Origin of the sequence: Rhizobacter sp. (assembly GCF_046595475.1) — a bacterium.
GTDB lineage: Bacteria > Pseudomonadota > Gammaproteobacteria > Burkholderiales > Burkholderiaceae_C > Rhizobacter.
In genome coordinates this window covers 1-6,084 of record NZ_JBKJOQ010000044.1, presented here as the reverse complement: position 1 = coordinate 6,084, position 6,084 = coordinate 1, and the positions used below count along the sequence as shown (strand labels likewise).

5 protein-coding genes are annotated in these 6,084 nt (G+C 64.0%); 1 reads left to right on the top strand and 4 read right to left on the bottom strand.

From position 1 onward, the window contains the following. Positions 1 to 144 precede the first annotated feature (144 nt). The 4 genes from AC30QB_RS08145 to AC30QB_RS08130 form a co-directional block, all read right to left on the bottom strand. Complete coding sequence (locus AC30QB_RS08145; RefSeq protein ID WP_489545700.1) at positions 145 to 660, bottom strand: tripartite tricarboxylate transporter TctB family protein; 516 nt, start codon at positions 658 to 660, stop codon at positions 145 to 147. A gap of 5 nt (positions 661 to 665) precedes the next feature. Then, positions 666 to 1,670, bottom strand: a complete 1,005-nt coding sequence (locus tag AC30QB_RS08140; RefSeq protein WP_489545699.1) for a Bug family tripartite tricarboxylate transporter substrate binding protein — start codon at positions 1,668 to 1,670, stop codon at positions 666 to 668. A 47-nt stretch (positions 1,671 to 1,717) separates the two neighbouring features. Further along, a complete protein-coding gene (locus tag AC30QB_RS08135; protein WP_489545698.1) occupies positions 1,718 to 3,238 on the bottom strand; it encodes an acyl--CoA ligase in 1,521 nt (506 codons plus the stop codon). Between the two features lie 147 nt (positions 3,239 to 3,385). After that, entirely contained in the window at positions 3,386 to 4,204 is an 819-nt protein-coding gene (locus AC30QB_RS08130; protein WP_489545697.1) for a phosphate/phosphite/phosphonate ABC transporter substrate-binding protein, read from the bottom strand. A gap of 168 nt (positions 4,205 to 4,372) precedes the next feature. On the opposite strand from AC30QB_RS08130, the gene AC30QB_RS08125 reads away from it, so the two are divergent. Continuing rightward, positions 4,373 to 6,084 (top strand): excinuclease ABC subunit UvrA (locus tag AC30QB_RS08125; RefSeq protein WP_489545696.1); only part of this gene is annotated, 1,712 nt, incomplete at its 3' end.

Genomic DNA, 6,084 nt, shown 5'->3' with positions numbered 1-6,084 from the left:
GGCAATGAGCGCCCCCTTGGGGGGCAGTGAACGAAGTGAGCGTGGGGGTTGTCAGTCATTTATTGACCGCCCGGCCGCCCGAAAGGCAATGAGCGCCCCCTTGGGGGGCAGTGAACGAAGTGAGCGTGGGGGTTGTCAGTCATTTCAGAACCCCAAGAGTCGCTCGATCGGGCCCTTGGGCAGCGGCACCAGAAACCAACGCTCGAACACCAGGAAGAAGGCCAGCGGCACGCCCACCGACACCGCCGCCGTGAGCGGCCAGCCGAACTTGCCGTAGCGGCGCATGAAGTAGCCAATGAGCACGAGCGATGCGAGGTAGATGCCCAGCAACCAGATGCCACCCACGTACACCACCATCGGGATCAGCATGGCCATCACGGTGACCAACTGCTCACGCTCGGCGAACACGGCAGTGAGCGTCTTCCACTTCAGCAGTGTCGACACGAACACCGTGCCGCTAGACGCCAGCAGCAAGAGCCCGATGTAAAACGGGAAGTAGCCCGAGCGCGGGCCATCATCGGCCCAGCCTATGCCCACGCGTAGGCTGTCGGTGACGACCATCACGCCCAGCAGCAGCAAGATGCCGGCCACCGCGAGCTCGGGGCCGCGTGTGGCGGGGCCGGGCTTGGCCTCTTGTGTCGGCTCGGATGGGTTGCTCATGGCGATCAGTTCGCCAAGAACCCTGCCACCTTCATCAGCTCGCGGTGAATCTGCTCGTTCTTGCCCAGCCACTCATTGAACTCAGCGCCTTTGAGCGCCGTTTGATTGAAGGCGCCTTTTTCCATGAACTCTTTCCATTCGGGCAGGGCGCGCATCTTGTCGAACAAGTCGTTGTAGTACGCCACCTGGTCGGGCGTGACGCCGGGCGGCATGAACACGCCGCGCAGCATCAGGTAGTTGACGCGCAGGCCCACCGCACCGCAGGGCGGTACGTCGGCCCACGACTCGGTGGCCGTGAGCTTGGCGGTGTAGGGCAGCTTGTCTTTGTCCATCACGCACAGCGGGCGCAGCTTGCCGGCGCGCCAGTGCGACTCGGCCTCGATGGGGTTGTTGACGGTGGAGTCGATGTGCTTGCCCACCAGCTGCACGGCCACGTCGCCGCCGCCCTTGAAGGGCACGTAGATCATCTTCTTGCCGAGCGTGTTTTGCATCAGCACGGTGATGATCTGGTCTTCTTGCTTGGAGCCGGTGCCGCCCATCTTGAAGGTCTTGTCGGGTGCGGCCTTGATGGCGGCGATGTAGTCCTTAGGGGTCTTATAGGGCGAATCGGCATTCACCCACAAGATGAATTGGTCGAGCGCCAGCATGGACACCGGCGTCAGGTCGCGCCAGTTGAAGGGCACCCCTGTGGCGAGCGGCGTGGTGAAGAGGTTAGACAGCGTGATGACGATCTTGTGCGCGTTGCCCTTGTCACCCTTCACGTCAAGAAAGCCTTCAGCGCCTGCGCCGCCGGCCTTGTTGACCACGATGATGGGCTGTGACGAAAGCTTGTGCTTGGCCGCAATGCCTTGAATGAAGCGCGCCATCTGGTCGGCACCGCCGCCGGTGCCGGCGGGCACCACGAACTCTATGGGCTTGGTGGGCTCCCACGCGAAGGCGGGTGCAGCGCTCAGGAAGGTGGCCAAACCCATGGCGGTTGCCAGGGCGCGCAGATTGAATCGAACAGTCATCACGCTACCTCATTGATTGAAGAAAATTGCTTGACGGCGGAGTTGGATCACAGCCCTAACTTCGCTGCCAGGCCTATGCGTTGCAGCTTGCCGGTGGCGCCCTTGGGGATCTCGTCCATGAACAAGATCTTCTTCGGCACCTTGTAGTCGGCCGCCCGCTTGGCCACGAAATCTTGCAGCTCGCGGTCGGTGGCGGCGGCGCCTTCTTTCAGCACCACCACGGCGGCCACTTCTTCACCCAGCTTGGGGTGGGGCATGCCGAAGCACACCACCTGCGCTACGGCGGGGTGGTCCATCAAGATTTCGTCGACCTCACGCGGGCTCACCTTCTCGCCGCCGCGGTTGATGATCTCCTTCAGCCGGCCGGTGAGGCTCACATAGCCATCGCTGTCTATCGTGCCTTGGTCGCCCGTGCGAAACCAGCCGTTCAGGAAGCCTTCGGCGTTGGCCTTGGCGTTGTTCTCGTAGCCCGCCGTGACGTTGGGGCCCTTGATGACGATCTCACCGATCTCACCCGCTTTCAGCAGCAGACCGTCTTCCCCCATGATCTGCACTTCGGGCCCTGCGGCCAAGCCCACCGAGCCCGGCTTGCGCACAGCCGGCGGCAGCGGGTTGGAGGCCATCTGGTGCGTGGCTTCGGTCATGCCGTAGGCCTCGATCAGCGGCGCCTTGAAAATCTCTTCGAGCTCTTTGATCACTTGCGGCGGCATTGACGACGAAGACGAGCGCAAGAAGCGCAGCGGGTTACGCGCAATGGTCTCGGCGTTGCCCTTGGCGCGGCCGATGATGGCCTGGTGCATGGTGGGCACGGCGGTGTACCAGGTGGGCTTGGCCTCGTCCATCCAGGTGAAAAACTTCAGCGCGTTGAAGCCCGGTGTGCAGAAGACTTGCGAGCCGGCCGACAGCGCCGCCAGCACCCCGGCGATGAGGCCGTGTATGTGGAACAGCGGCATGATGTTCAGGCCGATGTCTTTCGTGCTGAGTTGCAGCGTGGTGCGGATGTTGTTGGCCGAGGCGCAGAGGTTGCCCACCGACAGCGGCACGATCTTGGGGCGTGAGGTGGTGCCTGAGGTGTGCAGCACCATGCCCACGTCGGTGGCTTGCGAGAAACCGCCTTGGGTGGTGGGCGCGGCGGCCGCACCGTCACGGGCCTTCAGCGTGAAGCTGCCGGCGGGTGCTCCGGCCGGCACGCTCAGGTCGACCACGCGCACGCCCAGCTTTTGCGCCACTTCGATGGCGGGTGAGGTGCTGGCCTGTTCGACGATCAAGACCTTGGCGTTGAGATCAGACAGGTAAAACTCGAACTCGTCGCCGCGGTATGCCGGGTTGAGCGGTGCGCTGGTCGTGCCCGAGGCGCAGGCCATGTAGCAGGTGGCCATCTCGGGGCCGTTGTTGAGCACGATGCCCACGCGGTCGTTGCGGCCCACGCCCAGCGCGTTAAGGCTGGCCAGCGTGCTCGCGATCAGCGCACGCAGCTCGTGGTACGAAAGGGGCAAGCGGCCAGGGGCCGAAATGGCGGTGTCGGCATCGGCGCCGCCACTCAGTAGCTGCTGGAGCGTGGTGTGCATGGCATTCCCTGGTGCGGCATGCGCAGGCATGGCGCCTTGGTCAGTACGTCGGATGACGGGCATTATCTGTGCGCCGCACAAACGTGCCGGCGCGGCAACGGGCGGTGAATTCCCTGATATGCACGCTGATGCACTCTTACAGAGACGTCACAGGCCCAGCCAGGTGCCTATGGTCAGCATGTCGGCCTGCTTGTACGGCGCAAAGCCGGCGTACTTGGTGGCTTCGAGCTTCTTCTTGCCTTCGTCGGTGGTGTCGAGCGTGAGCAGGTAGTCACGCACCTTGTCGGCCTGGTCTTGCGGCAGCGTGGGGCTGGCGATCACATGCTTGATGGGCACCGGGCGCGACTTGGCCAGTATCTTGCCGCCCTTGGCCTGCCATGCCTTGATCACGCTGCCGGATGCGGTAGAGCCGGCCTTGGTGAGATTGTTTTCGACGAAGAACGGCACGGCGTCTTGGTAGCGGGTGTAGACATACTTCACCTGCTGCGCGTCACCACCCATCGCATCGCGCAGGGTGGCACGCACCATCCACGAGGTGATGGAGTCTTCATCGGGCAAGCCGAGCGACTTGTTTTTCAGGTCGGCCAGCGAGGTGAGCGGCGAGTCGGCCTTCACCAGAAAATTGGCGGTGTACTTCTCGTAGCCCTTGATCACCACGAGCAGCTTGTAGCCACTCTTCTTGATGGCCTCGATCGACAGGTGCGCCGGGTGCACCAGGGCCAGGTCGTATTGCTTGGCGGCGAGGCCGCGGCGCAGGCTCGGGTAGTCGGCCACCGGCTCGATGAACACCGGCTGCTTGATCAGCTTGCTCAAGTCGGCCGCAATGGCGGTGTACTTGGCGCGTATCTCGTCGTTGCTCACCCGGTAGGTCACCCCCTCGTTGACGGCAAAGACCAAGGCGTGGCTGCAGGTGGTGGCCACGGCCAGCAAGACGCCAGCGAGGGCACGCAGAAAGTTCGAACGCATGGTGATGAAACAGGAAGTGAGGCCTGTAGCGTAAAGCTAAAGCGGGTAGACCCTGTGTCGGTGTGCAACGTTTGGCGAAAGCGGTGCCATTTCTCGAATCCCCTTGTCTGTTGCTTGGCAGGAGGCCGCTCCTAGAATTCCTGCCCCTCCCGTCTGCGCGCTTCCCCCATGACCTCTGGACTCATCCGCATCCGCGGCGCCCGTCAGCACAATCTCAAGAACCTTGACCTCGACATCCGCACTGGGGAGATGACCGTGGTGACCGGGCCCAGCGGCTCGGGCAAATCGAGCCTGGTGTTCGACACGCTGTACGCCGAGGGGCAGCGCCGCTACGTGGAGACTTTTAGCGCCTATGCGCGTCAATTTCTCGACCGCATGGACCGCCCGGCGGTCGACCGCGTGGACGGCGTGCCGCCTGCCATCGCCATCGACCAGACCAACCCGGTGCGCACCTCGCGCAGCACGGTCGGCACCATGACCGAGCTGAACGACCACCTGAAGCTTTTGTATGCGCGGGCGGCCGAGCTGTTCGACAAGAAGACGGCGCAGCCCGTGCGCCACGACTCGCCGGAAACCATCTACGCCGAGCTGATGGCGCGCACCAAGGAGAGTGACCCGAGGCTGGTGCTCACCTTTCCGGTGGAGCTGCCGGCCAACACCAGCGCTGACGAGGTGACGCAGTGGCTGGCCGCCAGTGGCTTCACCCGTGTGCAGGCCGAGCGTGAGGTGGCGTCGCCTACCGGGCCGCGCAAGTTGTTGGATGTCGTGGCGGATCGGTTTCGGATTCAGGGCACCGAGAAGGTGCGTGCGATCGAGGCCATTGAGACGGCGCTCAAGCGTGGCAGCGGACGAGTCAACATCTATGTGCTCCCTCTCTCCCTGGGAGACGGAGTGGAGGCGCTGTGGCGCTACTCCACCGGCCTGCACTGCCCAGACAGCGACATCCGCTACGCCGACCCGCAGCCCGCCCTCTTCTCCTTCAACTCGGCCATGGGCGCCTGCGAGACTTGCCGTGGCTTTGGCCGCGTGATCGGTGTCGACTACGGCCTCGTCATTCCCGACCACAAGAAGACGCTGCGAGCTGGCGCCATCAAGACGCTGCAAACCCCCGCCTGGGCCGAGAACCAAGACGATTTGATGCGCTACGGCGCCGAGGCTGGCATCCCGCGCGACACCGCCTGGTCGCAGCTCACCGAGGCCCAGCGCGATTGGGTCATCAACGGCTCGCCCAACTGGACGGGCAAGTGGCAGAAGCAGTGGTACGGCGTGAAACGCTTCTTCGAGTACCTCGAATCCAAGGCCTACAAGATGCACATCCGCGTGCTCTTGTCCAAGTACCGCAGCTACACGCCGTGCCCGATCTGCAGCGGCGCGCGGCTCAAGACCGAGGCACTGCTGTGGCGCATGGGCACCAAGGCCGATGCCGACGGCGTGCTCGCACCCGAGAAGCGCTTCTTGCCCAGTGGGGTTGACTGGTCGCGCGCGCAGCTCGAAGCGCTGCCCGGCCTCACCGTGCACGACCTGATGCTGATGCCCATAGCCCGCATCAAGCGCTTCTTCGACGGCATCTCGCTCCCGAGCGGCATGCTCGACGACGCCTTGAAGCTGCTGCTCGACGAGATCCGCACGCGCTTGAAATACCTGTGCGATGTCGGCATCGGCTACCTCACGCTAGACCGCCAGAGCCGCACGCTCAGCGGCGGCGAGGTGCAGCGCATCAACCTCACCACCGCACTCGGCACCTCGCTGGTCAACACCATGTTTGTGCTCGACGAGCCCAGCATCGGCCTGCACCCGCGCGACATGAACCGCATCGTCGAGGCCATGCACCGGCTGCGCGATGCCGGCAACACGCTGGTGGTGGTCGAGCACGACCCGGC